Raw genomic sequence first — 25,461 nt, forward strand, 5'->3', positions numbered from 1 at the left:
CGTGCGTGTCGTGCCCTAGCCCTGACTCATGGTTTGAGGCAGGTAGGTGACGATTTCGGGGAACCAGCCGATCAGGAACAGCGCCGCCATGATCAGCAGGAAGAAGGGCAGAGCTGCACGGGCGACGTACAGAATGTCCTTGCCGGTCAGAGCCTGGATTACAAACAGGTTGAAGCCGACCGGCGGTGTGATCTGCGCCATTTCCACCACCAGAACGATGAAGATACCGAACCAGAGCATGTCGATACCGGCCTGCTGCACCATTGGCATGACCACCGCCACCGTCAGAACCACCACGGAAATACCATCCAGGAAGCAGCCCAGCAGGACGAACAGCGCGGTCAGGCACACCAGCAGCTCAAACGAGGACAGGGACATGCCGCCGATCCATTCCGCCAGTTCCCGGGGAATGCCCAGGAAGCCCATGGCGAGGGTGAGGAAGTGCGCACCGACAAGGATAAGCCCGATCATGCAGGAGCTCTTCACCGCGCCGAGCAGGCTTTCCTTGAAGCTTGAGGGATTCAGGGAACCGGTGGCCAGGGCCAGCAGCAGGGCACCAAAGACACCCAGGGCAGCAGCTTCGGTCGGGGTGGTAAAGCCGCCGTAGATAGAACCCAAGACGAATACGATCAGGCCAACAATCGGCAGCAGCATGCGCAGGGCTTTGATCTTGGCGGCGAAAGAGATTTGCTCCTTCTTGTGCTTGGGCATCTCGTCTTTGTTGAGCTTGGCCCAGATCATGGTGTAACCCATGAACATGGCCACCAGCATCAACCCGGGCAGCGCGCCGGCGATGAACAGGCGGCCAATGGATACCTCGGCGGCAACCCCGTAGACGATCAGGATGATGGACGGAGGAATCAGCAGCCCCAGGGTGCCGGAGCCGGCCAGTGTGCCCACCGCCATGCGGTCGCTGTAACCCTGGGCTTTCAGCTCGGGTAGAGTCATGCGGCCGATGGTGGCGGCGGTGGCGGCAGAGGAGCCGGATACCGCAGCAAAAATACCGCAGCTCAGAATGTTCACGTGCAGCAGTTTACCCGGCAAGCCACTCATCCACGGGGACAGCCCCTTGAACAGGTCTTCAGACAGACGGGTGCGAAACAGAACCTCACCCATCCAGATAAACATGGGCAGTGCGGTCAGTGACCAGCCGGTGCTGGCGCCCCAGCTGGACGTGGCAAAGAGCAGTCCGATTTGGTCGTTGCCGGCCAGTAACAGGCCAAGAACACCGATGCCAACCAAGGTCAGGGAGACCCAGACGCCCACGGCGAGCATCAGGATCATCGATACGGCGAGGATGATGGAAAGTAAGGTGGTATCCATCAGATTTCCTCCAGGTTGATGTCGCTTTCGTGCTGCTGGTAGGACGGTGTCTGCTTGCGAAGGACCGCAACCAGATCGTCCAGTATCGCGATGTTAAGGGCCAGCATGCCCAGCCCCACCGGGATCTGCGGGATCCAGATCGGGATCGGAATATAGCCGTGGGATACTTCCTCAAAAATGTAGGATTCGTACACCATGTGCCAGCAGTAGTAAGTCATGTAGCAGCTAGGCCGAGACCAAACAGGAGCACGAGCAGTTCCTGGACGAAACGGGCTTTGGCAGGCCACTTCTGGATAACAAGAGTAACCCGGATGTGGCCGCCCTCGTGGAAGGTGTAGGCCAGGCCGAAGAAGGTGGAGGCAGCGAGCGCGTACCCGGACACGTTCTCGGCAGACGGAATGATAAAGCCGAAAATCCGGCCAACGATCTGCAGCAGTATGACCACCATGATCAATGCGATGCAGAAGCCGGCGGCGTAACCGGATGCCAGATAAAACTTGTCGCGAATAGAGCTCATGTCAGGTGCCTCCCAAGTCGGCCCTCCCCGGAACCTGCCGGTGGAGGGCGTCTTGTACGTCCAGCGTTAGCGGTAGTTTTTGAGAATGGCGCCCACTTCTTCTGGCGCTTCCTCTTCCCATTCCTTGATCATGATGTCGCCGATCTTCTGGAATTCTTGCATCAGCTCCTCAGAAGGCTCGGACACCGTAATGCCGTTTTCAGCCAGGGTTGCGGTGTCTTCCGCGGCGGTGACGCGCACACCGGTCCAGCCCCGATCTTCAGCCTTGGCAGCCGCGTCCAGAATGACCTGGCGCTGCTCGTCGCTGAGCCGACGGAAGGCGCGCTTGTTGGCGACCACAACGTTTTTGGGAATCCAGGCCTTGATGTCGGTGTAGTGCGACAGGTAGTCCCAGGCCTGGCCATTGGCGCCGGTGGAGGGCGAGGTGATCATCGCGTCAATGATGCCGGTACTGAATGCCTGCGGGATTTCCGGTACCTGTACCGTGGTCGGCGTGGTGTTCATCAGGTCCGCCAGGCGAGAGGTCGACGGGCTGTAGGCGCGCATCTTGAGACCTTGAAGGTCGCTCATGCTGTTGACCGGAGCCTTGGTGTAGAGGCTCTGGGCCGGCCAGGGTACGGAATACAGCAGCACCATGCCTTCTTTATCGAGTTGCTTCTCAACTTCGGGCTTGGCCGCTTCCCACAGTTTCCGGGCGTCGTCGAAGTTGGTCGCCAGAAACGGGATGTTGTCGTGTTTGAACACCGGGTGGGTGTTGCCCATGATGCCGATAAAGATCTCGCCCATCTGAACCTGACCGGTCCGAACCGCGCGCGGAATCTCAGGGTGCTTGACCAGTGAGGCGCCGGAATGGACGGTGACTTCGATGTCGCCATCGGTGCCTTCCTTGATGTTTTCGGCGAACTCATAGGCAATCTTGGTGGGCAGGTTGGCATCGCCATAAGGGGTAGGCATATGCCATTGGTCAGCGCTAACTGCGAGGTAAAGAACGCCCCGGTCAGGAGTGTGGCTGTTGCAAGTTGCTTGAACATAGTAATTCTCCCGTTCTTTCGTTCTTGTTGCTTTGGTCGTGGATGGGCGGCTGCTAAAGCACCGCCAATTCTTCATTTAACCGCTCAGTGAGCAGCATCTTGCCCGGTACGTGGGTGATCGCAATCGGGGGTCGAGCGTTTTCCAGGGCTACCTGCGGCGTCACGCCGCAGGCCCAGAAAAGTGGTAATTCATCATCTTTGACCGTCACCGGGTCGCCAAAATCCGGAGCGCTGATGTCGTTGATGCCGATCAGGCGCGGGTCGCCCATGTGCACGGGTGCGCCATGGGCTTTGGGCAGTCGTGTGGTGACCTGGATCGCGCGAATGGCATCGGCGGCGATGAAGGGCCTCATGGACACCACCATGTTGCCGTGGAACCGGCCTGCTGGCCGGGTGGCGATGTTGGAGCGATACATGGAGACGTTGGCCTGTTGCTCAACGTTCCGGATCGATAGGCCGGCACGAGTCAGGGCGTCTTCAAAGGAAAAGGAGCAGCCGAGCACGAAGGTGACGAAGTCGCCTTGCCAGAGATCCCGAATGTCGGTCACGGTTTCGGCGCGCTCGCCGTCCCGGAACACCTGGTATTCGGGGATGTCGGTGCGGATATCCAGATCATGGCCGAGGTCTGGCAGCGCCGGGTTGCCAGGTTCCGATACTGCGATCAGGGGCAGGGCCACCGGATTGCTCTGGCAATACATCAGGAAGTCGGCCGCCCAGTCCGCAGGCAGGATAACCACGTTGCCTTGAACCAGGCTGGGCGCCAAGCCGCTGGTTGTGCCGGTGTGAGCTCCGGAACGGATGCTGGCGCGCAGCGGGGCCGCCTGATCAAGCAGGTTGATCTTGAACTCCGAGTAATCACCTATGGGCATGGCGGGAACTCCTGATTGAATTATTAATTTAGTTGTTGTTTACAGGTTATTCCTCCTGTTGAAAAAATCTAATTATGGTTTTTTGGGTTTGGCTATAAGAATTAGTTATCGGGTGGCTCTGAGTAGGCCTTGGAAATGCCCACGGCCAAGTTGGCGGCCAGCTCTGCGACCGGGTTGAAGGGCACATTTGGGTAGGACGCAGTAAATTCCAGCTGGGACGGTGTCCACGCGGTGTCGAGCCGAACCAGCTGGCCGTTTTTCAGCTCATCGGCGATAACACTCAGGGGCAACGTCGACACGCCAATGCCATCGATGGTCAGGCGGCGACAGGCGGCCAGCGAGCTGGAGGAGTAGAAACGGGCGGGGAGTTCGTCAAGCTGGCTGAACTTCTGGCTGATCTCGGCGAACGGCTTGGTGTTGCGGGCGTAAGTCACGATGGGCCATGCTGCCAGCTCTTCCAGATCCAGCCGCCGGTTTGGCAAGTTCAGATCCGGGCTCGCCACCCAGATCAGCGGAAAACTGCACAGCTCCCGGTTTTCCATCTTTGGTTCGGACACCGGCCCCATCAGGAACGCCAGGTCCAGGGAGCGGTCCATCAGGCCGGTCCGGAGATTGCTGGTAACGTCGACGGTGATCTCTACGTCCAGATTTGGCACCGCCCTGTGCAGTTCGCGGAAGAACTGTGGCAGCCAGGAGTGGACGATGGTTTCGGACACTCCCAGCCGGAGGATGCCCGACAGCAGTGCGACCCGGTCCGCCCGTTTGCGCAGCTGCTCGGACATGAACACGATCTTCTCGGCAAAGGGCAGCAATTCCTGGCCCTTGCTGGTGAGCAGGGTCTTGCCGGATTCCCGTTCAAACAGTTGAACCCCGAGTTCTTCTTCCAGTGCGGCAATCCGGGTGGAGATGGCGGGTTGGGTGGTGTATAGCCGTTCGGCAGCCTTTCGGAAGCTGCCAAGGGTGGCGACCCAGATAAAGGTTTCCAGTCGTTTAAAATTCATGGGCTCTCTGATGGCCATGGGTTCGCGGGCGATGAGTGCGCGGGTGATAGATGCGCGAGTGCATAGTGCCCGATAAGACTCTGGGCACATTGGTATTTAAAGGATAGCGCAGACTGGCGGTAGGAGCCCCATCGCCAATGGGAGGGGCAGCAAGCAACTACAGGGATCGGCGGGCCAGTTGGGGCCCGCCAGTATTACACGGCGTCTTTGTAGAGGGAGCGGACCGGTTTGGCCAGCACCTTCCGGACCATGGGTTCGAAGTAGGACAGCGGCAGGGTCTCGCCGTTCGGATCGAATGCGGGCGAATCGTACTTGCTGACAAACTCGATGGTGCGCATGAAGTGCGGGTGGTCTTTGTAGTTGTCCCGCAGGTTGCGGTCCATGCCGAGGTAGTGGAAGAAATAGTAGCCCTGGAATATGGCGTGGTGTTTCACCATCCAGTGATTGGCTTCGCTGACGAACGGTTCTAACAAGACCGCCGCCACATCGGCGTGGTTGTAGGAGCCAGGGTGTCGCCGATGTCGTGCAGCAGGGCGCACACCACGTATTCGTCGTCCTTGCCATCCCGGTGGGCCAGGGTGGCGGTTTGCAGGCAGTGCGTCAGGCGGTCAATGGGGAAGCCGCCAAAATCGCCTTCCAGCAGCATCAGGTGGTCCATAATTCGGTCCGGAAGACCCTTGGCAAAGTTGCCAAAAGATCGGGCGATGGTCTGCCAGTCCTCGGCGGTGCCGTCTTTCATGTGGATAAAGCTGGCCTGAGGGGCGGTTGTTTCGGTCATCGGAAATGCTCCTTTAATCTCGGAAACCGGTGTCGATGCGGTCAAGTTTGCGCAGCAGGCCCGGCCAGGCCAGTTGGCCACCCATGCCGCGGGTGACCTGCTCCGCCTGCTGGCGGATGGTGTCGACAATGCCAGCCGGAATCGGGGTCATCTCCCGGTTGCCCGACAACGCCTGAATCTGTACCTCACAGGCCCGCTGCAGGATGTACATGCCCAGGAACGCATCGGCGATACTGCCGCCGGTGGTGAGTAGGCCGTGGTTACGCAGGATCATGAAGCTGTTGTTGCCGAGATCCTTCTGCAGCCTCGCCTTTTCATCTTCGCGCAGGGCCACACCCTCGTAATCGTGGTAAGCCAGGTTGGAGAGCGGGAACAGGCTCTGCTGTGACAGTGGCAGCAGCCCGTCTTTCTGGGCTGACACCGCAACACCGGCGGTGGTGTGGGTGTGCATCACGCAGGTGGCGTCGTCACGAACCGCATGGATGGCGCTGTGGATGGTGAATCCGGCCGGGTTGATGTCGAAATCGTCCGGGTCGATCTTGTTACCTTCCTGATCGACGCGCACCAGGCTGGAGGCGGTGATTTCCTCGAACATCATGCCGTAGGGATTGATCAGGAAGTGATGCTCATCCCCGGGTATGCGGGCTGATACGTGGGTGAAAATCAGATCGTCCCAGCCGTACAGTGCTATCAGGCGATAGGCCGCAGCCAGGTCTACGCGAAGCTGCCATTCCTCGGTACTGACTTCGTCCTTCTTGGACGGGACCGCAATACGTTCAGACATCACTGGCCTCTCCCTAAATGTCGTCGGATTGTTGTTGTGGTTTTTGTTGAAGTGCTGACCTCAGTGTAGGCAGTAGCGCGAGCACAACACTGTCAAATCATTTACATTTGGAGGCATGTCGATGTGGGAATTCGGGTATGTCTGATCTGAAATCGGTGTTGCAAGCCTGCCCTTTGTTAGGGGGACTGCCGGCCGCAGGGTTCAAGGAGGCCGAAGCACTGGCTCGCTGGCGTCAGTTTCGGGCCGGTGAATCAATTTATGACAAGGGCTCCATGCAGTCATCGCTGTGTGTGATTGCCGAGGGCACCGTGCGCATCAGTTCGGTCAACTCGGAGGGTCGGGAGGCAACCCTGATCATTTTCGGCCCGTCGGCCTGGTTCGGTGACACCGTATTTTCACCGGGAACCCCAAGGGTCTATGGCGCCACTGCCCATGAAGACGCCCGTGTGGTGGAGTTGCCAGGCGAAGGTTTTCGCCAGCTGTTGGCCCGTTATCCTGAGGCCTATCCGCGGGCCTTGGATCTGGTGAGCCGGCGGCTGTGGTCGGCGATGTCTATCATCGCCGATGACGCCTTAAGGGGAATTGACGCGCGCGTTGGTCGCCGATTACTGTTCCTGGCTCAGATTCAGGGCCATGGCGACCGTTATACCCAGCCGGTAACCTTCCGTCTCACTCGTGAACACATTGGTAATATGATGGGCATGACCCGCCAGGGTGTGCATCGGGTGATCAAAAGGTTTGAGCGAGAGGGCTTGCTGAAGCTGGAGTACGGCCGGATTACCATCACCAACGAGCGAGTTGCAGGGATATCTGAGCGGGTTGCCTGATTAGGCCTGAATGACCCCCTGGCTGGATGAGCAGAGCGAGGCTGCTCCGGGCTCTTGTTGTCACCGATTTTCGAGAAGGAATTCTGTTGTGCTGTCACTGAATTGGTCGTTACTGTCAGTCTTTATCCCCACCTTCTTTGTGGTCTCGATTACCCCAGGCATGTGCATGACCCTGGCGTTGTCTATGGGTATCACGATTGGTGTGCGCCGGGCCCTGTGGATGATGGCTGGGGAGCTGGTCGGTGTGGCCGTGGTGGCAACGTCTGCGGCTATTGGTGTGGCCACCTTCATGTTGAAATACCCAACTGCATTTACCGTGTTCAAATACGCGGGTGGGGCCTACCTGGCGTGGCTGGGCATTCAAATGTGGCGTTCCCGGGGCAAGATGGCGATGCCGGAATCCGAGGATGAAGCGCCAGCGCAGGCCACTCGCGGCCAGCTCGCCACGCAGGGTTTCGTGACTGCGATCGCCAACCCGAAAGGCTGGGCGTTCTTCGTGGCCCTGTTGCCGCCGTTCATTGATAGCGAACTGCCAATGGCGCCCCAGTTAACGGCGCTGATCCTGATCATTCTGGCGCTGGAATTTCTGTGCCTGCAGCTCTATGCCCATGGCGGGCGCGGTTTGCGCAAGCTGCTGCGCCAGGGCGGTGGCGTGCGGACGGTGAACCGGGTAGCGGGTAGCCTGATGCTGTTAGTGGGAGGCTGGCTGGCCTTTGGCTAGCGGATTAATTGGCCCCGTAACGCTCATGCAAGATGCCGACCCGATGTACGTAGGCTTTGGTTTCGGCGTAAGGCGGAACGCCCTGGTAGCGGCTGACCGCGCCGGGGCCGGCATTGTAGGCCGCCGTAGCCAACCGAACGTCACCGTTGAAGCGCTGCAGCATCTTGGCAGGTAATTCACCCCGCCGCGAATGTTCTGTTCGGCCATCAGGGCATTGACCACGCCCAGCTCCTTGGCAGTTCCCGGCATCAACTGCATTAGCCCCTGGGCACCGACCGGTGACAGGGCTTTCTCGTTAAACGCCGATTCGGCGTGAATGACGGCACGGACCAGAGCCGGATCAACCCCGAATTCCCGGGCCGCAGTTCTAATCTCATTGCGATAGGGGCTGGTGAAGAGCGGTGTCTTGCGCCAGTCGACGCTGGAATCCGGATCACAGGCGTAGCAGTGGAATCGAATCACATCGAACTCGGCGGTGGCCGGGCGGATACTGCTGTAGGCCACTACCCCGTTGTCATCCTCGTAGCGATACACGGTATCGTTGCCGCTGGAGGGGCGCGGCTCGGTCGCCTTGACGTTGGTGTATTCCACGGTGCCGTCCGGATGCACAATGCGCTTGACGCTCTCGGCATGTGCCGGAGCTACGCACAGCGACGTCGCATGGCGAGCAGGAGGAGTAGGGCGGCTGGAGTCTGGCCTGGCTCATTCAATATCCGTGCGGTTTGTCCGGTATTCCGAGGCCGATCCCGGCCCCTGCTACCGAAAGTATACGGCTTTATCGCACGATAAAACCGCACGAATTGTTTGTTAATCGTTACCGTTCCAGTACTGCTGGCCAGTTCTCATTGCCGAGGCGGATAAAGTTCTCGGTATCTGCCAACCAGCGATCCTGAATGTCCTGGTTGTAGTTCAGGTACAACTTGCCATCCCGAACGGTCCAATGCTTGGGATCACCCTTGGCAAGGTAGCCCTGGCTGACTGCCCAGGCGCAATACCCACCGTACACGGGTGCGTAGGCTTCCGGGTTGGTCTCGAACTTGGCCCGGTTCTCGGCACTGGCAAATCGCCAGGTGACACCCAGGTACTCGGCAGTGTGGCGGGATGAGCCTTTACCGCCTGCTCGGTATCAAAGTAGCTGACCACATCGTAGCCGCCGGCCCCGGTGTTGGAGAGCAGGCCCGTGTACACAGGATCTTCTGCGGCGGTTGTGGGTCCGGTGAGCATGACTAGCAGGAACGACAGTGCAAGAACGCGAAACATGGCGGTTTCCTCTCAAGGGACGGTATAGTTGTTAGACCAAAAGCCTGCGCGGTTGTTACAGCCGCGTGTCATTTTTCCGGAGTATAGATGGCTCAACCTGATCCACATCGCAACATCGTTCTCATTGGCATGCCGGGCAGCGGCAAGAGCACCGTAGGCGTGCTTTTGGCCAAGCGTCTGGGCATGGGGTTTGTGGATACCGACTTGCTGATCCAGGAACAGGTCGGGCGCACTCTGCAGGCGATTGTGGATGAAGACGGTTACCAGGCGCTTCGGTACGTGGAGGAGCAGGTGCTGCTGGATCTCGATGTCAGCGCCAAAGTCATCAGCACCGGTGGCAGTGCCGTCTACAGTGACCGGGCGATGCAACATCTGAAGGCTAACGGTGTGGTGGTGTTTCTGGATATTCCGCTGGAACTGGTGATCAAGCGCATCGGTGATCACAGTGCCCGGGGTATTTCCCGGCGACCGGATCAGTCGCTGGAAGCTCTGTTCGAAGAACGGTTTGCCTTGTACCGCCGCTACGCAGACATCGTGATTGACGGTGCAGGCCAGGATCAGGAATCCACCTGTACCGATGTGGTCGACGCCCTCGCAGGCGAAGTGGCTCACATGGCTGGAAATTAAAGCAGATCCTGACAATACCGTAGAATTAACTATGGCCAGCAGGGTGTGTCGTCTATAGCATCACGCGCCCAATTTCCAAACTGGCTGTGTGAATGTCTTCCATAGATACTGCAATACCAACTGCCGATACCTCTGGTATTCGGCGTATTGGCGATCCTCTTGTTCTTGCCCTGACGATGGGCTTCATTTTTCTTTTCGTGGGCTGGTCCCTGACTGACGCAGAAGGCCTGTCTGCCGTCATCAATTCCGGTTTCACCTGGACCGCAAAATACCTGGGTTCGTTTTTCCAGCTTCTGCTGCTGGCGACGTTCTTCATCGCCTTGGTGGTTGCCTTTGGTCGCGCTGGCGTTGCACGCCTGGGCGGTCTGGAGAAACCGGAGATCAGCACGTTCCGCTGGTTGTCGATGATTCTCTGCACCCTGCTGGCCGGGGGCGGTGTATTCTTCGCCGCTGGCGAGCCTGTCTATCACTTTGTGGTCGCTCCGCCCGTGTCCACCGCCGAGGCGGGTACGGCTGAAGCAGTGGCGCCAGCCATGGCGCAATCGTTTATGCACTGGGGCTTTCTCGCCTGGGCCGTTCTGGGCTCGCTGACCGCGCTGGTGCTGGCGCATGCCCACTACGTTAAAGGCAAACCCCTGCAGCCGCGCACGCTGCTTTACCCGGTACTGGGTGAGCGAGTCATGCAAGGCTGGTTCGGTGGTGTTGTCGACTCCCTGTGTGTCATTGCCGTAGTGGCAGGCACCGTTGGCCCCATTGGGTTCCTGGCAACTCAGATGAGCTTTGGTCTGCATGAGCTGTTTGGCGTGGCCGATACTTTCACCACTCAGTTGGTGATCCTGACACTGCTGGCCGGCGTTTACATGACCTCAGCAATCACCGGTGTTCACAAGGGGATTCAGATCCTCAGCCGTTTCAACGTGATCCTCGCGTTGGTTATCGCGGCTGTGATCTTCGTGTTTGGTCCTACGCTGTTCCTTACCAACACCTATCTGACGTCGATGGGCGAGTACGTGTCGTCTTTCTTCGCGATGTCGACACTGACCTCAGAAACCGCACCGGACTGGTGGATGAAGTGGTGGACGGTGTTCTTTTTCGCCTGGTTCATCGGCTACACGCCGCTGATGTCGATCTTCGTGGCGCGGATTTCCCGTGGTCGCAGCATTCGTCAGACCATTCTGGCGGTCGCCATACTGGCACCTATCGCCACTTCGATCTGGTTCACGCTGCTGGGCGGTTCCGGCATTTACTATCAGCTCACAGGGGCCTTTGACCTGACCTCGGCGCTGAACAACTTCTCCTTTGACGTGGCTACCCTGACCGTTGCTGAGGCATTGCCGGGCGGCACTTTGATGGCAGCGGCAATCCTGTTGCTGACCACCATTTTTGTTGCCACTACCGGTGATTCCATGAGTTACGCGATTGCCACCGTCGGTGCTGGCCACGATGAGCCTCACTATCTGGTACGGGCGTTCTGGGGTGGTGCGATGGCACTGATGGCCGCGATTCTTCTGTATATGGGAGCGGGGCAGATTGGTGTGCTGCAGCAGTTCATCGTGATCACGGCGATTCCCGTGTCGCTGATCATTCTGCCGTCGCTGTGGACCGGGCCGAAAGCGGCCTATGCCATGGCCCGGTCACAAGGTGTCGCGCTGTAACTGTTAAGTATCAGTACGACATTGTACTTCCGGCTGGGGGACCCTACTTGGGACCCCGGCCGCGAAGCACATTGACGACGACAGAAATTACCAGCAGCACAAGGAAGATGAAGAACAGGATCTGTGCAAAATCTGTTGCCGCACCGGCAATCCCGCCAAACCCTAAAACGCCTGCAACTACGGCAATAATCAAACAAACAATTGCCCAATAAAGCATATTCTCTCCTCCTTAACAGAAGTCGCTATTAACCCTAGCACAAGGTATTGGCTACTCGGGTTCTTGTGCAATCTCCCTCAAGGCATCGATCAGCGTGTCGGGTTCCTGAGCGCCGGAGATCAGGTATTTCTGATTGACGACGTAGGCGGGCACGGCCGAGACACCGGCCTGTTGATACCGGGCTTCGTCTTCACGCACTGAATCGGCATATCGGTCGGAGCTGAGCACCGTTCGTGCTTCCTCTGCATCCAGTCCCACCGAAGTTGCGCAGGTTACGAGGACCTCCGTGTCCGTGACGTTCTCGGCACGGCCAAAATAGGCCTCGAACAGCGCCATCTTCATTTCTGTTTGCTTACCCTGCTCACCGGCCCATTTCACCAGTCGGTGGCCATCGAAGGTATTGCGGGTGTAGCGCTCCTGCAGCTTCTCGAAATTCAGGCCAAGGTCCTTGGCAATCTCCATCATCTGGGCCTGGTTCGCCCGCATTTCGTCTTCACTGCGCCCGTACTTGCGGGCCAGAGCCGGCAGGATGGGTTCGCCATCACCGGAAGGGTCCGGGTTCAGCTCAAAGGCGTGCCATTCAACCTGAATGTCCATGTCGTCTTTCAGCGCCGCCATGGCTTTTTCCAGACGGGCATAGCCAATGGCGCACCAGGGGCAGGCGATGTCGGAAACGATGTCAATTTGCAGTGTGGTCATTAGGGCTCCCGGTAGGATGTGGTGTGATCAGGTTACCGGAAAATGCGCAGGCGTGTCGTGATCAGGCGTCCTGGGGCACAGGCTCAGATGGCAGGCGTTTGCCTGACCAGTTCTCCATCAGGCGGCAGGTGACGAGATCTCCGGTAACGTTGATAGCGGTACGACACATATCGAGAATCCGATCGACGCCCATGATCAACGCTATGCCGCTGGGAGGCACGCCGACGGTCTGCAGGACCATCGCCAGAATTACGATACCGACTCCGGGCGTTGCCGGGGAGCCAATAGAGGCCCCCACAGCCATCGCGACTACCAGAGCCATGCTGCCGGTACTCAGATCGATACCGTAGACCTGGGCTAGGAAAATAGTGGCGACTGCCTGGTATAAAGCTGTGCCATTCATGTTGATGGTGGCACCCAAGGGGATCACGAATTGCGAGACTGAGGGCCGGACCCCAAGCTTGTCTTCGGCAGTTTTGATCGACAGGGGCATAACCGCTGCCGAGCTGGAGGTTGAAAAAGCCAGCAGCAACACATCGCGACTGTCTTTAAGGAACCTGAGTGGCGGTTGGCCGGCGATCAGCTTGAGGATGAGCAGATAAACGCCAAGCATTATCAATAGTCCCACCACGACGGTGGCAACGTAAGAGCCATGCCGAGCATGGCGGTAAACCCGATCGTGGCGGTGAGCTGAGCCATCAGGCCGAAGACTGCAAGGGGCGCCAATCGCATGGCCCAGCGCACCACGGTCATACAGATTTGTTGCAGGGAATCCAGCAGGTCGAGCATGGGCCGAGAGTTTTTCGGCTCCATGCTCACCAGTGCGATGCCGACAATGATGGAGAAGATAACCACCTGAAGCATCTGCTTCGACCATGGCATCCAGGGGATTGCCCGGCAACAGACCGATCAGGGTTTGGGGCAGTTCCACCACGCTGGGCATAGCGGCGCCGGCGGTGACATCGGTCGCAGGCACCGTGGTGGCCAGGCTTTTCATCATGCTGCCGGGGTTCATCAGGCCGCCGATCCAGAGGCCAATGGCGGCGGCGAGCGCGGTGGTGATCACGAAGAAACCGGTGACCCGCAAACCCAGCTTGCGCAATTGTTCCAGGTTCTCACTGGCGGCCAGGCCGCGCACCACTGAGGCAATGACCAACGGGATGACGATCATCTGGATGGTAGCCAGGAACAGCTGCCCGGGAAACGCCAGCCAGTTACCGATCAGGGTGCCGGTATCCGGCTCCACAAGGCCCACCGAAGGCCCCAGCAAAGTTCCCACTATCAGCCCCAGGAACATGCCGATCAAAACCTTGAGCCAGAGACGGCCTTTTACGAGGCCCGCGAGGTAGGTGTTCAGGTGGCGTAGCTGGGCGGGGTAGTAGCTGTTGTTTTCGGCCATGTTTGGGCGTCGTCCAAGTGTCAATGGGCATCCTTCCATTGGAGGATTTATTACACCTCAGGCCTTGGAGGAGCACCCTGAGCTGGGTCAATTATTCGTTAGAATTAGGCTGCTCAGGCTTGTCTGACAGAGTCTATCTCTTGAGCGGTCAACGGCCGATAAGTACCGGGTTTCAGGTCGCCCTGAAGTTTGAGCTCCCCCATCCGCTCCCGATGCAACGCCGTCACCCGATTACCGACCCGATGGAACATGCGCTTGATCTGATGGTAGCGCCCTTCATAGATAGTCACCCGTGCTTCCCGTTCCCCCAGCTGCTCCAGTTGCGCGGGCGAGGTGCGGAGTTGTTCGTACTCGAACCATAATCCCTCGGCGAAGCGTTCTGCGGTTTCCTCGCTGATCGGGTCTGCAGTGGTCACGCGGTAGACCTTGGGAATTTTGATCCTGGGTTCGGTGAGTTGGCGTGACCACTGGCCATCGTTGGTGAGGATCAGCAGGCCAGTGCTGGAGCGGTCCAGCCGGCCGGCAATGTGCAGGTCCCGGTGCAGGTCTGGTGAGATCAGGTCCAGCACGGTGGGGTGCACGGAGTCCACCGTGGCACTGAGGTAGCCCGCTGGTTTGTGCAGCATCAGGTAGCAGGGTGTGTCGGCAGCCTGAATAACCTCGCCATCCACTGCCACGCTGGAGAAGCGATCCACTTCCTGGGCTGCACCCCTGCACGGCAAGTCATTCACCGTCACCCTGCCGGCGGCGATCAGGGCGTTGGCGCTTTTGCGACTGGTGCCATCCTGGTTGCTAAGAATTCGGGAAAGCTTCATGGTGCTAATCGACTATGCTCAAAGAATCATTGAAAGATACGTTGAAAGAAACCGCGACAATAATACGAGGAACTGCCATGCCATTCTCCGCTGATCACCTTGCCGAACTCAATCTTCTGGCCCAGTTTGAATCCACCTCCAGCCAGGAAGGGATTAAGGTTCATGCCCACTCGGCAGCCCCGGAAACGGTCAAAGCCGCGGAAAACCTGTTTGCCCGAGGTTGATCAGCCAGAAGGACGGCGGCTATTTGACGCCCCTGGGTGCTGAGGCGGTTGATCTGACCCAGAAACTTAAATCCATCCTCAGCAGCTAATCCTGGCCAGGCGACGGGCTGCAAGCTGAGAAAGGCTTGGGCCTGTGCCCACCGGAGGTGGTGTCGATGGGTAGCTGGAAAACCTCTCCCATTCTCTGGATGGCGCTCAGTATCACCAGCGTTGTTGCCATCGTTGGTGTGCTATACGCCTGGGTGTGCATCGCCAGGTGCTTGACCTGTTGCACTGGGTGGACCGCCAGGGTGCCTGGGCGGCGATCATGTTCATTGCAATCATGGCGCTGGCGATCGTGCTCCTGTTACCGGGCGTGCTGCTTACCACCGGCGCGGGCTTCGTTTTCGGAGTGGTCGAAGGCACCACTTACGTCGTGGTCGGCACCACCCTTGGAGCCGCTATCTCTTTTCTGATCGCCCGGTACTTTCTTGGTGATCGGGCTCACGTCTATATCCAGAATCGTGTCGGGCTACTGGCGGTTAGCGGGAAATGGCACCCCACGGCTGGAAGATCGTGCTGCTGACCCGGCTGATCCCCTTTTTCCCTGGCAAGCTTTCCAATTTCCTGTTCGGTCTGACCAACTTTTCCTTTGGCGGCTTTGTAGTCGGGACCTTCATCGGCGTGATTCCGTTTTCGCTGCACAATGTTTACCTGGGATCGCTGACGGCGGACCTCTCGACTCTCGGGGCCCGCGAAACCGCCAGAACGCCGCTTGAATGGGGCATCTACGGTGCCGGTTTTGTTGGCACGGTGGCGGCAGTGGTGTTTTTTAACCGGCTGGCGCGCCGAGCATTGGCGCGTTATCGGGTAAAGGCGCAAGCAACCGACGTGAGGGAGTAGTCAATGAGCTGGATGAAATGGTTGCCGTGGCGCTACCTGGTCAAACGCATGGCCCATCAGCACGGCTTTCTGGACCCGATTGCGTTGCTGGGCAAGTTGCACAGCTTCGCCCAGCCATCCGAGGTGGGGGAGCCGATTGAATTGCTGCGTGCGGGCGTGGTGTTTCACGCCCGCGGCCTGATCAACAGTCGTGTTATTCAGCACAATCTGGACTGGGTCTGGCCCTACTGGGTGGAGCGCCAATTCGACCCCAAAGACCCAGCCTTTATTCCCCGGGCCTTCTCCATCACCCACATCAACCTGAGTAACCGCAACTGGACGGCGGTTGGTCTGCCCGATGTGGATGACTTGCCGGTGGTGGACCCCAGAGGCCTGGTGACGCCGCTTTACGATGGCTGGTCACTGGATGGCTGGTTGCTGGCAGAAGACGGCCGGTGCCTGCTGCCATCACGATGCAAAACCAGTCGGCAATGGCTGGAGCTGGAAGACAATCCCTGTGTGGTGACCGAATCGGAAATGGACGGTTTGCGGCTGGTCAGCCGCGCGCAGGTGGTGATGGAGCAGGGCCGGCCGGTTTGTCAGTTGGAACTGCAGGGGCATTCTGATGTGTCGGCATCACTGGTGCTGTCGCTGCGCCCGGCAAACCCGGAGGGTGTGTCGTTTATCCGCCGGGTGAAGCTGTCACCCCAACGGGATGCCTGGAAAGTGGATGGCCGGCACTCGGTGCATTTCAGCCAGTCGGCGCAAAGTCATCATGTGTCGGATTATCGGCAGGGCGATGTCCACATCCACCTGGCCGACATTGCTGATCAGAACGAAGGCCGCTGCGATGTTGGTTTGGTGACCGCGGCGGCGTTGTTTCCGGTCCGGGCCGGCAAGGCTACGATTCTCACCATCACGGTGCCGATGGGCAAGGAGCCCGCGGCCAGCGTCACGCCGGAACCCTGGTCTGAAGCATTGGATGGGCACGCCCGCCTGGAGTGCCCGGATCCAACCTGGCAGTTCCTGTATGAGGCAGCATTGCGTTCATTGGTGTTGCACTCGCCAGATGATGTTTACCCGGGCCCCTATACCTACAAACGGTTCTGGTTTCGTGATGCCGCGTTTATCGTACACGCGCTCCTGTGTGCAGGATTGACCCGGCGAGCCGAGCGGGCGCTGAGTCAGTTTCCGGAACGGCAGTTGAAGAACGGTTATTTCCGTTCTCAGGAAGGGGAGTGGGATGCCAACGGTGAGGTGCTGTGGATTATGCAGCGGTTCTATGCCATCACCGGCCGTAAACTGGATATGGACTGGTTCGAACCGGTCAGCAAGGGCGCCCACTGGATACAGAAAAAACGGGTCAGAGGCGATATCGACAAACCCCACGCCGGACTCCTGCCCGCCGGTTTCAGTGCCGAGCACCTGGGCCCCAACGACTACTATTATTGGGATGATTTCTGGGGCATTGCTGGCCTCAAAGCCGCATCCAAACTGCTGGCCAAAGACGATCCGGAAGCCAGCGAGGCGTTCGCTGCCGGTGCCGAGGAGTTTTCCCTGACCGTGGACCGGAGCCTGGCCAGTTGCGAGCGTCGGCTTAAGCGTCGAGCTATGCCGGCCTCGCCCTATCGGCGCCTCGATGCCGGTGCTATTGGTTCCCTGGCCGTGGGCTATCCGACCCAGCTGTGCGAACCCGATGATCCGCGCTTATTGGACAGCGTCGAGTTCCTGCTTGAGAACTGTTTCGTGAATGGCGCTTTCTATCAGGACATGATCCACTCGGGTCTGAATGCCTATTTGACCCTGCACGTGGCCCAGGTGCTTTTGCGTGCTGGTGACTCGCGGTTCCTGGCGCTGATGGATGCGGTAGCCGGGCTGGCATCACCAACCGGGCAGTGGCCGGAGGCGATTCATCCGGGCACTGGCGGTGGCTGCATGGGCGATGGTCATCACGTCTGGGCGTCCGCCGAGTGGGTGCTAATGATGCGCAACTGCTTTGTCCGGGAGGAGGGCGACCGGCTGATTCTGTGTGCCGGCGTGCCCGAGCGCTGGCTCGAACAGGAGGCGCCGATTCGGTTCGGGCCGGCACCCACCGGTTTTGGCACGATTACCGTCACCATTCAGCCCCACCCCGATGCAACGCCGGAGGTTACCTGGACTGGTAGTTGGCACCGAGCGAACCAACCATTGAGGTGCGGTTGCCAGGCTGGAAACCCTGATCATCTGTACCGGTTTCTAAAGCAGTTTTCTGTATCTGTTTTGTTTGCCTGCTAACTTCTAGAGTATTGTGTTTAAAGTACAGTGACCGAATAATTCACGTAATCCGGCTGCGACGCATGCGTTCATTCTTTTTCTCGTTTTTTGTTCCCGCCCTGTTTGTCTGGCTCTGGAGCACAGGCTTTATTGGCGCCAAATACGGTTTGCCGTTTGCCGAGCCGTTTACACTCCTTCTGATCCGCATGCTGCTGACTCTGGTGTTGCTGGTTGGCCTGGCCTGGCTGATGAAAACCCGCTGGCCCGGTTGGCGTGGCGCCGGGCACCTGGCAGTCACCGGTATTCTGGTGCACGGCTGTTATCTGGGCGGGGTGTACTACGCCATTCAGGACGGTATGGCCTCTGGCATCGTGTCGCTGATTGTCGGGCTCCAGCCCCTGGTTACCGCGGCTGCGGCGGTGGTGTTCCTGAAAGAAGCAGTCAGCGGCCGGCAGTGGCTGGGCCTGGCGTTGGGCCTGATCGGCGTGTCGTTGGTGTTGGTCGAGAAGTTTGGAGGCACCGGCGTTGAATCGGGCATCTCACCCTGGGCGCTTGCCTGGACCTTGGTGGCGCTGGCGGGTATTTCCATGGGTACGGTGTATCAGAAGCGCCACGGCACGGGTGCTGATCTGGTCGCCGGCACGATCATTCAGTATGCCGCCGCCGCGACCCTGTTTGCCATCGGCGCTTTCGCGCTGGAATCCCGCGAGGTTGAGTGGAGCCTGCAGTTGCAGCTGTCCATGGCCTGGCTGGTACTGGGCGTGTCCATCGGCGCTATTTTGCTGCTGATGTGGCTGATTCGTCAGGGCGCGGCGTCGCAGGTGGCGAGTCTGTTTTATCTGGTGCCGCCGGTGACTGCCCTGGAAGCCTACCTGCTGTTCGATGAACGCCTGGGCGGCCTGGCCATGGTGGGTGGTCTGGTCGCCATTACCGGTGTGGCGCTCGTGGTCACCCAGAAGAAAAGCGCATGAGTGACGTAACCCGAGGCGTCTGGTTCGGCCTGTCTGCCTACACCATCTGGGGCTGCTTTCCGCTGTTCTTCGCCCTGTTCGAGGGCGTGCCCGCGTTCGAAATCCTGGTGCACCGGATTGTCTGGTCCTGTGTCTTCCTTGTGCTGGTGATCAGCGGCTTGCGGCGCTGGCCTGCGGTTCGTTCTGCCCTTGGTAATCCGCGCCAGCTGTGGCGGGTACTGGGCTGTGCGTTGCTGATTGCCGCCAACTGGGGCATTTACATCTACTCGGTGGAAACCCGCCATGTTCTGCAGGCCAGCCTTGGCTATTTCCTGACACCGCTGGTGAACGTGGCGCTGGGTATGCTGGTGCTGCGCGAGCGCATGGGGCCCTGGCAGCTGGCGGCAGTGGTTCTTGCTGGCATTGGCATACTGATCCAGCTGGTTATGCTGGGGGAAGTGCCCTGGATTACGCTGGTGCTCGCGCTGACCTTCGGTACCTATGGCCTGCTGCGCAAGCAGGTGCTGCTGGATGGCTTGTCCGGGCTGTTTGTCGAGACCTTGTTGTTGCTGCCGGTGGGGTTGATGACATTCGGCTGGCTGGGTTATGCCGGTGCGTCCCATTATGGCGACAGTGTATCCGTGAGCGCCTTGTTGATGGCGAGCGGCATCGTGACTGCCATCCCGCTGCTGCTGTTTGCCGGTGCGGCCCGGCGATTGCGCCTGTCCACGGTGGGCTTCCTGATGTACATCAATCCCACCTTGCAGTTCTTCATCGCATTGCTGATCTTCGACGAATCACTGAGCCAGGTGCAACTGACCAGTTTCATAATCATCTGGGTGGCGTTGGGTCTGTACAGCTGGTCGTCCTGGCACTACCGGCCACGGGTGCCGGCAGGCCAGAACTGAACCCGGTTCAGGCGATGCCTGCCAGCAGGCTGTTGATCGCCTGCGCAAAGGGCACGGGGGAGTCTTCCTGCAGGAAGTGACCACCCTTGAGAGTGACATGGGGCTGGCCCTTGGCCCCGGGGATCCGATCCTGCATGTAGCGGTCACCGCCGCGGGTGATCGGATCGCCATTGCTGAATGTGGTCAGGAACGGTTTATCCCACCGCTCCAGCACCTTCCACGCTGCGCGGTTGGCCTCGGTGGCGGGGTCGTTGGGGGTCATTGGCACCAGGCGTGGAAAAGCGCGCGCGCCGGCCTTGTACTTCTTGCCGGGGAACGGCGCGTCATAGGCACGTAGCTCGTCCGGCCCGAGTTTACGGAACGAGCCGGTGTTGATGATCCGGCCAATCGGAAACCAGGGGCTGTGGAGGGCGAAATTCTTCCAGATCTTGAACGCCGACGGTGCCTTCTGATCCCCGGTGGGCAGCATCCCATTACCTACACTATGGCCCGGAATCGGTCCGGATTCTCCGCCGCCAGTCGCAAACCCAACAGCGAACCCCAGTCCTGGCAGACCAAAGTGATGTCTTTCAGGTCCAGCTTGTCGATGAAGCTTTGCATCCAGTCCATGTGCTGCTGATAGCTGTAATCGTCGATCGATGTGGGCTTGTCCGATTTCCCAAAACCGATCAGGTCGGGAGCCAATACCCGATGACCGGCAGCGGCACAAACCGGGATCATGTATCGATACAGGTACGACCATGACGGCTCACCGTGCATCATCAGAACAGGCTTTGCGTCAGCTGGTCCTCATCGACGTAGTGCATGCGCAGCCCGTCCAGATCCACGTAGTGGGGCTCGAAGGGGTAATCCAGCAAACGGTCGAATTGATTTTCGGGAGTTCTGACGAAATCCATGGCAGCCGCCTTTTGGTTGATTATGCTTCTTGTAGGAGGCCGGAGGGCCGTAGTGAATGAGTCTGCCCAGTCCGTTCGGAGCCGTCAATTTGCCGGTCTGACACTGGCCCCGAAAGCATCGGCATCATCACTGCGGTTGTAGTCACCCTAACCAATGTCGTAAGGCGGCTTAGATGCTGTTGGAGTATGGTTGTCTCAAATTTGTTGCTGCGCAATTGGCGCGTTGAAGCAGAGAGCAACATGGACGCATTCGAATGACCCATTGGCTGATTGCAAATCCCAAAGCCGGCACCGGCGAGCGAGGGCGTGAGTTCTGGCTGGAGGCGCTGTTGGCCGCCGGTGTCCCGGAACCGCAATGCCGTGATTTTAATGACGATGCATGGGAAGACCAGGTGCAGGCGGGCGATGTGGTGATGGTGGCCGGGGGCGACGGTTCCGTGAACATGGGCGCACGTCTTTGCCGGAGCAGTCAGGCGATCCTGGCCGTGCTGCCATCTGGCACCGCAAACGACTTTGCCCGCAATCTGGACCTGCCGGAACAGCCAGAGCGATTGTGCGCGCTCATCGCCGAGGGCGTCACTCAAAAGGTGGATGTTGCCGAAGTGGGGCAGACGCTGTTTCTGAACGTCGCTCATATTGGCCTCGGAACGCTGCCCGCCCGGGAAGCCGAGGGTGCTCATAAGAAACTGTTTGGTCGGTTCAGTTATGGCCTGGGCTTGTTGCGCCGGGTGAGCGCCAGCCGTGGTTTCAAAGCCGAGATCCGCTGCGACAACGGCGTGGTCAAAGGCCGCTGGTTGTCTGTTGCCGTTGCCAGCGGTGCCTTCTTCGGCGGTGGTAATGAGATTCCCGAGGCCTCTGCCAACGATGGCCAGCTGGACGTGATTGCGGTCAAACCACGACCGTTGCTGCAGTTACTGCTGACTTTTGTGATGGTTCGTCTCAACAAGCGCTCGCCCCAGCGCACCAGCACCATCATCCACCTAAAGGGAACATGCTGTTCAGTCCACACCGGTAAGCCAAAAACCATCACTGCCGATGGCGACGTGATGGGGCAAACGCCCCTTGAGGTGAAATGCCAGCCCCAGTGCCTGTCGGTGATCGCGCCAACTATTGTCAGTACCGCAAAAGCAGCGCCCGAAGACACCGCTATCGGTTGAGTAAGTCCCCCTCAGATACGTTTTGTCACTGACTTTTTGAGTGGATCCAGTGATCATGGCCGCCGTCCCAAAAGACCAGTCTGATTGATCAAAAAGCACATTTTCAACCCGCACCGTCACTAAGGAACAATAATGCCGAGAGAATCTGCCCTGGCTCTGCCCAAGTTATTGCACACGCTCAAGACCATTCTGGGAGCCCTGGCCTTGATGGCTGCGGGCAGTGTGGCATCAGCGTCAGAACGGCTGTACATCTTCACTGAGAACTATCCTCCTTATAACGCGTCGGCTTCGGGCAAGGGCTTTGCCCACGGCGAGGAAGACATCACGGGCATCTGCAGCGACATGGTCAAGGCCATGCTGGCCCGGGTCGACTACGACTACGTGATGAAAATGCGCGCCTGGAGCTACGCCTATGACTGGGTTCAGGATCGCGAGAATCATGGGCTTTTCTGTACCGCCCGAACTGATGAACGTGAAGATCTGTTCCAGTGGGTTGGTCCGCTGGCTTCTATCAAATGGACCTGTTTGCGGCGCCGGATTCGGACCTGTCGCTGAATAGTCTGGAAGACGCACGCGAGCTGCAGATTGCCGGCTACAAAGGCGATGTGATGTCCGAATTCCTGGTGAAGGAAGGCTTCAACGTGGCCATGGGGCTATCCGGTGATGTGAACACGCGCCGGTTGATGTTGGGGCAGGCCGACCTTTGGGTTACTGATGGCCTTGTCGGCCCGCTGGTTGCTGAAGAGGAGCATGGCATTACCGGGCTCAAGCCGGTACTGGTGTTCCGTGAAACGCCCATGTACCTGGCGCTGAGCAACAGCACCGATCCTAAGGTGGTTGCCGATCTTCAGCAGGCTATAGATGCTGCTCGGGCAGACGGTGAGCTTGAAGCTATCGCCCAACGTTACGCTCAGTGAGCGCGCGCTGAGTCTGCAGAAATCGCCGCGGACGGCTTGCTGCGCTTGGGCGTCACATAGCTGAACCGGCGGCGATACTCTTCCATGGTGCACCCGACATTGCGCTTGAACAGTCGCCGGAACGAGCTGGCGTCTTCGTAACCCACGTCCCAGATGATCTGGGCGGTTTGGCGTCGCGTCGATTCGAGTCCGTGCTTGGCGGCCTCGATTCTCAAATGCTGCAGGTAGCTCAGCGGGGTCTCGCCGGTGGCTTCCTTGAACCGACGCTTGAATGTACGGCCCCAGGTGCACGCGCTCTGCCAACTCGTCAATGACGATGGCGTCGGCAAAGTGTTGCTCCAGCCAGCCCTGTACTTCGCCAATCTTCTCGTCCTGGTGGGCCCGGCTGCCATAAAAGCTCATGTAGGGCGTCTGTTCCGAACGCCGGGCATCAAGAATCAGCAGCTTGCTGCAAGCCACCGCCAGCGCCGGCGAACCCAGCCGTTCAACCAGATACAGGCACAGATCCATGAACGAGGTAGCGCCGCCGGCACAGAGAATCTGGCCGTTATCCACCAGCAACTGATCGCTCTCAAGCCGTAGCTTCGGGTAGCGTCGGCGAAACGCCGGTGCCGCCCGCCAGTGGGTGGTGGCCACATGCTGCTCCAGCAGTCCAGCTTCCGCCAGCACAAAACTGCCGGTGCAGACGCTGGCTACAATGGCACCCCTTTCAATCGCTGCGCGCAACCAGGGATGGAGCGGCCGTGATATATCGAGCGCAGCATCGATATGGCGGTCACCCAGGACTGCTTCCATGGCCGAGCCAATGATGATCACATCGGCCGGATAGTCCCGCCAGTTCACTGTCGGGACGATGGGTACGCCGCTGTAGGAGTGCACAGGCTCGTCATCCACGGTGACAATCTGGCATTCGAATCGGGGATCATCACGATTGACCCAGCGGTCGCAGTAATTGGCGGCGGCAAAGAAATCCATCACGCCGATAACACCACTGCCGTGGCAGAAGGGCAGGGCCACAATGGCGATTTTGATCATCATGAATGTCTTTTTTAGCATCTGAAGTGTCAAATATGACACTCCGGCGCAGGGTTGGCAAGCGTAATCTGACACTGTCAATCAGGTCGGCCCCTTGGCCGACAGCGAAGGAGGAAGGGTTATGGCTGCTCAATTTACAACCAACACAGGCTCAGCAACACGTGTTCCTCTTGACCGCGTTCCGGCCCGGAACTCTGGTGTCGCGGCGGTAGGGAAAGCTCTGCAAATGCTGTATCGGGTAGCGCCGCACACTGCCGGCAATATTGCTGAGACGTTGTTCTTCTCGCCGCAACGGCTGCCGTTACCGATTCGGTACGAGCACCTGCTGGATGAGGCTGACAGCTACACCCAGATTCAGCTCGGTGCCGTCACGATTCCGGTCTACAGTTGGGGCTATGGCCCGGTGGTGCTGATGGTCCACGGCTGGTCGAGCGGCGGAATCCAGTTCGGTGCCTTCGTGCAGCCGCTGGTCAGTGCCGGCTATCGGGTGGTGGTGTTTGATGCACCGGGCCATGGCCGGGCCCAGGGCAGACGGTCGAGCCTGTATGAGATGACTGAAGCTGTCACCAAGGTGGCCGCCAGTGTCGGCCCGATCGACACCATCATTGCCCATTCCCTGGGTAGCCTGGCCGCGGCTCGTGCGGTGGTGGATGGGGTGCAGGCCCAGCGGCTGGTGTTGCTGGCACCGCCCAGGGATCTTGATTCAGTGGTCGTGGGATTTGGCGGTGAGCTTGGGTTCTCTGCGGCCATGGTGACCGAGCATCGTCGGCGCATGGAGCAGGCATTTGGTGCACAGGTGTGGCAGCAGTTCTCATTCGACACCCTGGCACCCGATCTGATGCCCCGGGGGCTGGTGGTGATCGACCGGGACGACAAGTCGGTGCCGGCCAGTCACAGCGATCAGGTTCATTTGCAGTGGGCCGGATCTGAACGGATGCAAACCCAGGGGCTGGGACACAACAAGTTACTCTGGCACCCAAGCGTGCTGGAACGGATCCAGCAATTCATGGCAACAGCGGCCTAGAACCACAGCCCGATCTCCGGATCGGGCGTTTTTCGTTCGATGACAATGCCCCGGGATTCGAGTAGCTGAACCAGCCTCTCGGTATCGTCGACATTGAGAAAACTGCCCAGCGAGATCTCGGTATCACGATGAATCAGCGCCAGCTTTGGTGGCGCAAACGGGTGGACAGGGGCGTCCAGGTGAACTCTCACGTAGGGCCGAGGCAGGGTCCACTCCGTCAGTTTCCGGGTGCGGCCTTTCTCCAGGTGGATGTTGCACTCGCCAATGGTTAATACCTCCCGTCGTTGGCAGGCCCGGGAGGTCAGGTAAATACCGGCGGCCAGGGCAGCGAGTTCCAGCCCGGCAAAGGGCACGATAACCCAGGCTCCTGCCAAAGCCATGCCGGTGGCAATCAGCGCGGACAGAGCCAGCAGTGCCAGCCAGATCTGGACGTTGCCACGCCAGCTCAATGAGCGGTTGGGCGTCAGGAGAAGCCGAACGCCGTCCTGGGAGTTGAGATGCTCGACCATCATTCAATGCCTGTGGAATCGGCCTACTTGGTATACGACGGGTGGTCCCACTCCGATGATCGCCCGCGTCTGAAGGATCGGTAATTCAAATGGGGGGCAAACCACGACATACTGGCGGCCTGATAGTAATGATAGTCAACACGGCCTGGTAGCGAATCTGTGGCGCGAAAATCCCTCATCCGAAGATCTCTGAGCAAACTGGCG

At 59.0% G+C, this 25,461-nt stretch carries 30 protein-coding genes and 2 pseudogenes; 13 read left to right on the forward strand and 19 right to left on the reverse strand.

Translation table 11 applies throughout. From position 1 onward, the window contains the following. Positions 1–15: 15 nt before the first annotated feature. From AU14_RS05615 to AU14_RS05645, 8 genes and pseudogenes are all read right to left on the reverse strand, one after another. Positions 16–1,323, reverse strand: a complete 1,308-nt coding sequence (locus AU14_RS05615; RefSeq protein ID WP_094191165.1) for a TRAP transporter large permease — start codon at positions 1,321–1,323, stop codon at positions 16–18. Further along, the gene (locus AU14_RS20750; RefSeq protein WP_236744448.1) at positions 1,323–1,541 is read right to left on the reverse strand and encodes a hypothetical protein; all 219 of its coding nucleotides are present in this window, start codon (positions 1,539–1,541) and stop codon (positions 1,323–1,325) included. Before AU14_RS20750 ends, AU14_RS05615 begins: the two co-directional genes overlap by 1 nt. Then, positions 1,538–1,840 carry a TRAP transporter small permease gene (locus AU14_RS20755; RefSeq protein WP_236744449.1) on the reverse strand — a complete coding sequence of 101 codons (303 nt, stop codon included), beginning with the start codon at positions 1,838–1,840 and terminating at the stop codon, positions 1,538–1,540. Before AU14_RS20755 ends, AU14_RS20750 begins: the two co-directional genes overlap by 4 nt. A gap of 66 nt (positions 1,841–1,906) precedes the next feature. Then, positions 1,907–2,794, reverse strand: coding sequence for a TRAP transporter substrate-binding protein (locus AU14_RS05625; protein ID WP_236744451.1), 888 nt, complete (start codon positions 2,792–2,794; stop codon positions 1,907–1,909). Positions 2,795–2,924: 130 nt separating this feature from the next. Continuing rightward, positions 2,925–3,740: a putative hydro-lyase gene (locus AU14_RS05630; protein WP_041339594.1), complete on the reverse strand. Its 816-nt coding sequence runs from the start codon at positions 3,738–3,740 to the stop codon at positions 2,925–2,927. Positions 3,741–3,841: 101 nt separating this feature from the next. After that, positions 3,842–4,741, reverse strand: a complete 900-nt coding sequence (locus tag AU14_RS05635; protein ID WP_041339596.1) for a LysR family transcriptional regulator — start codon at positions 4,739–4,741, stop codon at positions 3,842–3,844. Positions 4,742–4,935: 194 nt separating this feature from the next. Next, positions 4,936–5,519 (reverse strand): annotated as a pseudogene (locus AU14_RS05640) (HD domain-containing protein). 13 nt (positions 5,520–5,532) lie between these two features. Beyond that, complete coding sequence (locus AU14_RS05645) at positions 5,533–6,303, reverse strand: class II aldolase/adducin family protein (RefSeq protein WP_041339597.1); 771 nt, start codon at positions 6,301–6,303, stop codon at positions 5,533–5,535. A gap of 137 nt (positions 6,304–6,440) precedes the next feature. Here AU14_RS05645 and AU14_RS05650 point away from each other — a divergent pair, with 137 nt between their 5' ends. Both AU14_RS05650 and AU14_RS05655 read left to right on the forward strand, forming a co-directional pair. Next, positions 6,441–7,130, forward strand: a complete 690-nt coding sequence (locus tag AU14_RS05650) for a Crp/Fnr family transcriptional regulator (RefSeq protein ID WP_041339598.1) — start codon at positions 6,441–6,443, stop codon at positions 7,128–7,130. Between the two features lie 88 nt (positions 7,131–7,218). Continuing rightward, complete coding sequence (locus tag AU14_RS05655; RefSeq protein ID WP_041339600.1) at positions 7,219–7,851, forward strand: LysE family translocator; 633 nt, start codon at positions 7,219–7,221, stop codon at positions 7,849–7,851. On the opposite strand, the gene AU14_RS23210 is transcribed toward AU14_RS05655, so the two are convergent. Together AU14_RS23210 and AU14_RS20770 are read right to left on the reverse strand one after the other, a co-directional pair. Beyond that, positions 7,822–8,442 (reverse strand): lytic transglycosylase domain-containing protein, encoded by a 621-nt coding sequence (locus AU14_RS23210; protein WP_456237739.1) that lies wholly within the window; start codon positions 8,440–8,442, stop codon positions 7,822–7,824. The genes AU14_RS05655 and AU14_RS23210 overlap by 30 nt on opposite strands. Before the next feature lie 223 nt (positions 8,443–8,665). After that, positions 8,666–8,932: a YHS domain-containing (seleno)protein gene (locus tag AU14_RS20770; RefSeq protein WP_330217980.1), complete on the reverse strand. Its 267-nt coding sequence runs from the start codon at positions 8,930–8,932 to the stop codon at positions 8,666–8,668. A 266-nt stretch (positions 8,933–9,198) separates the two neighbouring features. On the opposite strand from AU14_RS20770, the gene AU14_RS05670 reads away from it, so the two are divergent. Both AU14_RS05670 and AU14_RS05675 read left to right on the forward strand, forming a co-directional pair. After that, positions 9,199–9,738 (forward strand): shikimate kinase, encoded by a 540-nt coding sequence (locus AU14_RS05670; protein ID WP_041339602.1) that lies wholly within the window; start codon positions 9,199–9,201, stop codon positions 9,736–9,738. 92 nt (positions 9,739–9,830) lie between these two features. Further along, positions 9,831–11,393, forward strand: coding sequence for a BCCT family transporter (locus tag AU14_RS05675; protein WP_052471976.1), 1,563 nt, complete (start codon positions 9,831–9,833; stop codon positions 11,391–11,393). A gap of 43 nt (positions 11,394–11,436) precedes the next feature. On the opposite strand, the gene AU14_RS18980 is transcribed toward AU14_RS05675, so the two are convergent. From AU14_RS18980 to AU14_RS05695, 4 genes are all read right to left on the reverse strand, one after another. Further along, a complete protein-coding gene (locus AU14_RS18980) occupies positions 11,437–11,610 on the reverse strand; it encodes a DUF1328 domain-containing protein (RefSeq protein ID WP_041339604.1) in 174 nt (57 codons plus the stop codon). Positions 11,611–11,661: 51 nt separating this feature from the next. Beyond that, on the reverse strand, positions 11,662–12,309 hold the full coding sequence (locus tag AU14_RS05685; RefSeq protein ID WP_041339605.1) for a DsbA family oxidoreductase: 648 nt from the start codon (positions 12,307–12,309) through the stop codon (positions 11,662–11,664). Positions 12,310–12,370: 61 nt separating this feature from the next. Next, positions 12,371–13,708 carry a dicarboxylate/amino acid:cation symporter gene (locus AU14_RS23710; RefSeq protein ID WP_456237740.1) on the reverse strand — a complete coding sequence of 446 codons (1,338 nt, stop codon included), beginning with the start codon at positions 13,706–13,708 and terminating at the stop codon, positions 12,371–12,373. A gap of 113 nt (positions 13,709–13,821) precedes the next feature. Next, positions 13,822–14,523 carry a pseudouridine synthase gene (locus AU14_RS05695; RefSeq protein WP_041339606.1) on the reverse strand — a complete coding sequence of 234 codons (702 nt, stop codon included), beginning with the start codon at positions 14,521–14,523 and terminating at the stop codon, positions 13,822–13,824. 77 nt (positions 14,524–14,600) lie between these two features. Here AU14_RS05695 and AU14_RS05700 point away from each other — a divergent pair. The 6 genes and pseudogenes from AU14_RS05700 to rarD all read left to right on the forward strand — a co-directional run bounded on the left by AU14_RS05700 (position 14,601) and on the right by rarD (position 19,719). Further along, positions 14,601–14,836, forward strand: a pseudogene (locus AU14_RS05700) (TIGR02647 family protein). 167 nt (positions 14,837–15,003) lie between these two features. Next, a complete protein-coding gene (locus tag AU14_RS20790) occupies positions 15,004–15,312 on the forward strand; it encodes a TVP38/TMEM64 family protein (RefSeq protein WP_236744455.1) in 309 nt (102 codons plus the stop codon). Beyond that, positions 15,303–15,629, forward strand: coding sequence for a VTT domain-containing protein (locus AU14_RS20795; RefSeq protein WP_236744457.1), 327 nt, complete (start codon positions 15,303–15,305; stop codon positions 15,627–15,629). Before AU14_RS20790 ends, AU14_RS20795 begins: the two co-directional genes overlap by 10 nt. Before the next feature lie 3 nt (positions 15,630–15,632). Further along, positions 15,633–17,882 (forward strand): hypothetical protein, encoded by a 2,250-nt coding sequence (locus AU14_RS24040; RefSeq protein ID WP_236744459.1) that lies wholly within the window; start codon positions 15,633–15,635, stop codon positions 17,880–17,882. A 62-nt stretch (positions 17,883–17,944) separates the two neighbouring features. After that, on the forward strand, positions 17,945–18,832 hold the full coding sequence (locus AU14_RS05715) for a DMT family transporter (RefSeq protein ID WP_041339608.1): 888 nt from the start codon (positions 17,945–17,947) through the stop codon (positions 18,830–18,832). Continuing rightward, entirely contained in the window at positions 18,829–19,719 is an 891-nt protein-coding gene (gene rarD, locus AU14_RS05720; protein WP_041339610.1) for an EamA family transporter RarD, read from the forward strand. The genes AU14_RS05715 and rarD overlap by 4 nt, the downstream gene beginning before the upstream one ends. Positions 19,720–19,726: 7 nt before the next feature. Here the strand turns inward: rarD and AU14_RS20805 are convergent, their stop codons facing one another. Genes AU14_RS20805 through AU14_RS22655 form a run of 3 tightly spaced genes read right to left on the reverse strand, consistent with a single transcriptional unit; the run spans position 19,727 to position 20,615 of the window. Next, positions 19,727–20,188, reverse strand: a complete 462-nt coding sequence (locus tag AU14_RS20805) for an alpha/beta hydrolase family protein (RefSeq protein WP_236744461.1) — start codon at positions 20,186–20,188, stop codon at positions 19,727–19,729. 8 nt (positions 20,189–20,196) lie between these two features. Continuing rightward, complete coding sequence (locus tag AU14_RS20810; RefSeq protein WP_236744463.1) at positions 20,197–20,481, reverse strand: alpha/beta fold hydrolase; 285 nt, start codon at positions 20,479–20,481, stop codon at positions 20,197–20,199. Then, a complete protein-coding gene (locus AU14_RS22655; RefSeq protein WP_269079109.1) occupies positions 20,481–20,615 on the reverse strand; it encodes a hypothetical protein in 135 nt (44 codons plus the stop codon). Before AU14_RS22655 ends, AU14_RS20810 begins: the two co-directional genes overlap by 1 nt. Before the next feature lie 254 nt (positions 20,616–20,869). Here AU14_RS22655 and AU14_RS05730 point away from each other — a divergent pair, with 254 nt between their 5' ends. Both AU14_RS05730 and AU14_RS20815 read left to right on the forward strand, forming a co-directional pair. After that, the gene (locus AU14_RS05730; RefSeq protein WP_041339611.1) at positions 20,870–21,772 is read left to right on the forward strand and encodes a diacylglycerol/lipid kinase family protein; all 903 of its coding nucleotides are present in this window, start codon (positions 20,870–20,872) and stop codon (positions 21,770–21,772) included. A gap of 132 nt (positions 21,773–21,904) precedes the next feature. After that, a complete protein-coding gene (locus AU14_RS20815) occupies positions 21,905–22,327 on the forward strand; it encodes a hypothetical protein (protein ID WP_236744465.1) in 423 nt (140 codons plus the stop codon). A 98-nt stretch (positions 22,328–22,425) separates the two neighbouring features. On the opposite strand, the gene AU14_RS24045 is transcribed toward AU14_RS20815, so the two are convergent. Next, a complete protein-coding gene (locus tag AU14_RS24045) occupies positions 22,426–23,745 on the reverse strand; it encodes a GlxA family transcriptional regulator (protein ID WP_456237741.1) in 1,320 nt (439 codons plus the stop codon). Positions 23,746–23,950: 205 nt separating this feature from the next. Here AU14_RS24045 and AU14_RS05745 point away from each other — a divergent pair, with 205 nt between their 5' ends. Further along, positions 23,951–24,748: an alpha/beta hydrolase gene (locus AU14_RS05745; protein WP_052471977.1), complete on the forward strand. Its 798-nt coding sequence runs from the start codon at positions 23,951–23,953 to the stop codon at positions 24,746–24,748. On the opposite strand, the gene AU14_RS05750 is transcribed toward AU14_RS05745, so the two are convergent. Continuing rightward, positions 24,745–25,260, reverse strand: coding sequence for a DUF2244 domain-containing protein (locus AU14_RS05750; protein ID WP_236744470.1), 516 nt, complete (start codon positions 25,258–25,260; stop codon positions 24,745–24,747). The two genes, AU14_RS05745 and AU14_RS05750, sit on opposite strands and share 4 nt — an antisense overlap. Positions 25,261–25,461 lie beyond the last annotated feature (201 nt).

Source organism: Marinobacter similis (genome assembly GCF_000830985.1).
In the GTDB taxonomy this organism is placed as follows: Bacteria; Pseudomonadota; Gammaproteobacteria; order Pseudomonadales; family Oleiphilaceae; genus Marinobacter; species Marinobacter similis.